The organism is Streptomyces murinus, assembly GCF_002154555.1.
Classification (GTDB): Bacteria; Actinomycetota; Actinomycetes; order Streptomycetales; family Streptomycetaceae; genus Streptomyces; species Streptomyces murinus.
In genome coordinates, this window is the sequence record NZ_MUNF01000462.1 from 1 (window position 1) to 3,344 (window position 3,344).

The 3,344-nt window shown below is 73.5% G+C and carries 4 protein-coding genes; 3 read left to right on the forward strand and 1 reads right to left on the reverse strand.

The features are described from left to right. On the forward strand, positions 1 to 939 hold a 939-nt coding region (locus CCN72_RS26540), incomplete at its 5' end, for an aldehyde dehydrogenase family protein (protein WP_086810276.1). Further along, positions 936 to 1,718 (forward strand): 3-oxoacyl-ACP reductase, encoded by a 783-nt coding sequence (locus CCN72_RS26545; protein WP_086810277.1) that lies wholly within the window; start codon positions 936 to 938, stop codon positions 1,716 to 1,718. The genes CCN72_RS26540 and CCN72_RS26545, both read left to right, overlap by 4 nt. 16 nt (positions 1,719 to 1,734) lie before the next feature. Here CCN72_RS26545 and CCN72_RS26550 read toward each other — a convergent pair whose 3' ends face one another. Continuing rightward, entirely contained in the window at positions 1,735 to 2,937 is a 1,203-nt protein-coding gene (locus CCN72_RS26550) for an amino acid deaminase/aldolase (RefSeq protein WP_086810278.1), read from the reverse strand. Between the two features lie 196 nt (positions 2,938 to 3,133). On the opposite strand from CCN72_RS26550, the gene CCN72_RS41435 reads away from it, so the two are divergent. Beyond that, on the forward strand, positions 3,134 to 3,265 hold the full coding sequence (locus CCN72_RS41435; protein WP_279630283.1) for a hypothetical protein: 132 nt from the start codon (positions 3,134 to 3,136) through the stop codon (positions 3,263 to 3,265). Positions 3,266 to 3,344: the final 79 nt, after the last annotated feature.

Below are 3,344 nucleotides of genomic sequence, written 5' to 3' on the forward strand. Positions count from 1 at the left end.
CCGGCGCTCGCCGCGGGCAACGCCGTCGTCCTCAAACCCGCCGAGACCACCCCGCTCACCGCCCTGCGCCTTTCCGAACTCGCCCTGGCGGCGGGCCTGCCCGAGCACCTCTTCCAGGTGCTGCCGGGCCACGGCCACATCGCCGGGCGCGCCCTGGTGGACCACCCGGACGTGGCCAAGATCGTGTTCACCGGGTCCACCCGCACCGGCCGCGAGATCATGGAGCGCTGCGCCCGCCTGGTCAAACCGGTCACCCTGGAACTCGGCGGCAAGAGCCCCAACATCGTCTTCGCCGACGCCGACCTGCGCACCGCCCTCGACCCGTTCTCCTTCCTGGACAACTCCGGGCAGGACTGCTGCGCCCGCACCCGGATCCTCGTCCAGGAGACCGCCCTGGACGAGGCCCGGGACTTCCTCGCCGACGCGCTCGCCGCCGTCGTCGTGGGCGACCCGGCCGACGAGAAGACCCAGATGGGCCCCCTGATCTCGGCGGCACAGCGGGAGCGCGTACGGTCGTACGTCCCCGACGGCGCCCCCGCCCTGCGCGGCAGCGCGCCCGACGGACCCGGCTTCTGGTTCCCGCCGACCGTCCTGGTGGGGGAGCGGCACGACAGCCCGGCCGCCCGCGAGGAGATCTTCGGGCCCGTCGCCGTCCTGCTCCCCTTCACCGACGAGCGGGACGCGATCCGCCTCGCCAACGACACCCCCTACGGGCTGGCCGGCTCCGTGTGGACCCGCGACCTCGGCCGCGCACTGCGCGTCGCCGGGGGCGTGCGCGCGGGCAACCTGTCCGTCAACTCCCACTCCAGCGTCCGCTACTGGACCCCGTTCGGCGGCTACAAGCAGTCCGGCCTCGGCCGTGAACTCGGCCCCGACGCCCTGACCGCCTTCACCGAAACCAAGAACGTCTTCATCAGCACGGAGGGCCCCGCACAGTGACCGACAACAGTGTTTGCCGCCGCCTGGTCGGCCGTACCGCCGTCGTGACCGGAGCCGGCAGCGGCATCGGCCTCGCCACCGCCCGCCGCCTCGCCGCCGAGGGCGCCCATGTCGTCTGCGCCGATGTGGACGAGGTCCGCGGCAAGGCCGCAGCCGAGGAGGTGGGCGGGCTCTTCGTCAAGGCCGACGTCACCGACCCCGAGCAGGTCGAGGCGCTGTTCAAGACGGCGTACGACACCTACGGCAGCGTGGACGTGGCCTTCAACAACGCCGGCATCTCCCCGCCCGACGACGACTCCATCCTGGAGACCGGCCTGGAGGCGTGGAAGCGCGTCCAGGAGGTCAACCTCACCTCCGTGTACCTGTGCTGCAAGGCCGCGATCCCCTATATGCGCCGCCAGGGCAAGGGCTCCATCATCAACACCGCGTCCTTCGTGGCCCGGATGGGCGCCGCCACCTCCCAGATCTCGTACACGGCCTCCAAGGGCGGCGTCCTCGCCATGTCCCGTGAACTGGGCGTGCAGTTCGCGCGCGAGGGCATCCGGGTCAACGCGCTGTGCCCCGGGCCCGTCAACACCCCGCTCCTCCAGGAGCTGTTCGCGAAGGACCCGGAGCGGGCCGCCCGCCGGCTCGTGCACATCCCGGTGGGCCGGTTCGCCGAGGCCGAGGAGATCGCCGCCGCGGTCGCCTTCCTGGCCAGCGACGACTCCTCCTTCGTCAACGCCACCGACTTCCTGGTGGACGGGGGCATCGCGGGCGCCTACGTCACGCCCGTGTAAGCCCCCTCTCCGGGGCTCAGAGGAAGGTGTGCCCCTCGCCCCGGTACGTGGGCACGGTCGCCGTCACCTCGTCGCCCTCGACGAGGTGCAGCGACGCGAACCGCTCGCACAGCTCGCCCGCCTTGGCGTGCCGGAACCACACCCGGTCGCCGATCAGCAGATCGTCGGCGGGCGAGCCGAGCAGCGGGGTCTGCACCTCGCCCGCGCCCTCCTGCGGGTCGTACTTCAGCCCTTCCGGCAGATACGGCACCGGCGAGCGGTCGGGCCCCGCCGCGCCGGAGGCCGGGTAGCCGCCGCCGAGCACGGTGACGACGCCCACGCCCGGCCGCCGTACCACCGGCAGTGCGAAGAGCGCCGCCGGACGGCCGCTGAAGGACGTGTAGTTGTCGAACAGCCGCGGCACGTACAGCCCGGAGCCGGCCGCGATCTCGGTGACGGCGGACTCGGCGGCGGTGTGCTGCACACTGCCGGTGCCGCCGCCGTTGACGAACTCCAGGTCCGGCGCGACGGACCGCACCGCGCGCACGGCCGCGCCGCGCCGCTCGGCCAGCTCCCGGCGGGCGGCGGCCTGCATCAGCCGGATCGTCCGCGACCGCAGCGGCCGCCCGGCGACCGCGTCACCGACCCCCGCGATATGACCCTCGTACGCCATCAGTCCGACCAGCCGGAACCCGGGGCGTTCGGTCACCACCCGTGCGACCTCGGCGAGTTGGGCGGGGGAGTGCAGTGGGGAGCGGCGGGCGCCGACCCGCACCCGGCCGCCGAACAGCTTCAGGGAGGTGTCCAACTCCAGGCATATCCGGACCACTTCGCGCCCGTCGCCGCGGGCCGCGTCGATCAGGTCGAGCTGGGCGGGGTCGTCCACCATCACGGTGACGGCGGCGGCGAGCTTGGGATCGGCGGTCAGTTCGGCGAATCCGGAGCGGTCGGCGGAGGGGTAGGCGAGCAGGATGTCGTCGAAGCCCGAACGCGCCAGCCACAGCGACTCGGCGAGGGTGAACGACATGATGCCCTGGAAGCCGTCCTTGGCCAGCACCCGCTCCAGCAGGGCACGGCAGCGCACGGACTTGCTCGCGACCCGTACCGGCTTGCCGCCGGAGCGGCGGACCAGATCGGCCGCGTTGGCGTCGAAGGCCTCCAGGTCCACGAGCGCCAGCGGCGCTTCGAGATGGGCGGTGGCCCGGTCGTACCGGGCCCGGTCGGCGGCACGCGCAGTCATGCCGGAAGCCTGCCAGAAGGGATTACCGCAGGGTAGGGGGACGTTCCGGGCAAGTGCCCCGGCCTCCCGTACTGGTTCCGCCCCGGCCCCCGACAACCCGTAGAGTGACGCGCACGTACGACGGACCCGCCCGGGACGGGGGCCCGGTCGTACGGGTACGAGGAGACGGCCCGGGTCGCGAGGAAACGGGGAACGCATGACCACGGAAGCACGCCACTCCTCCCTGCCACCGGGCCCACCGCCCTCCTCCGGCCCCCGCGCGGGCGCCGGTTGGAGCGCGGGCAGCGGCATTCCGGGTGGCGTTCCCGGCGCGGGCAGCGCGGACTGAAGACGGACGGCTCGTCACCGGGGTCGTCCCCCAGGGGAGCGGCGGCGACCCGTCGCCCGTCCGCGCTGCCCGCGCCGGG